The 260-nt window shown below is 36.9% G+C and carries 1 protein-coding gene; it reads left to right on the top strand.

Going from position 1 to position 260, the window contains the following annotated elements; translation table 11 throughout:
• Positions 1 to 260: GTP-binding protein (locus V6255_RS18085; protein ID WP_341629384.1), on the top strand; the 260-nt coding region annotated here is incomplete at both ends.

Genomic DNA, 260 nt, shown 5'->3' with positions numbered 1-260 from the left:
TTTTTCTTAATGAAGTTCGACACCTAAGTTATCCAATTGATCTACTGAAAGCACATAACATAGCGGTTAAAAAAGTATTAGGTGGGTGTTTATGTTGTACTGCAGGTTTACCTTTCCGAGTTGCCTTAAATGAGATGATTAGGGATAACAAACACGATCGTATATTTATTGAGCCTGCTGGAGCCGGACATTTAGACAATATTAAGCCGTTATTAACAGGTCAGTTTTATCAACCGATTATTAATATCCCCCCCACTCAA

It is taken from the genome of Psychromonas arctica, assembly GCF_038155225.1.
GTDB lineage: Bacteria > Pseudomonadota > Gammaproteobacteria > Enterobacterales > Psychromonadaceae > Psychromonas > Psychromonas arctica_B.
Note: the sequence above shows the minus strand (reverse complement) of the source record. Positions and strands in the feature narration are given on the sequence as shown.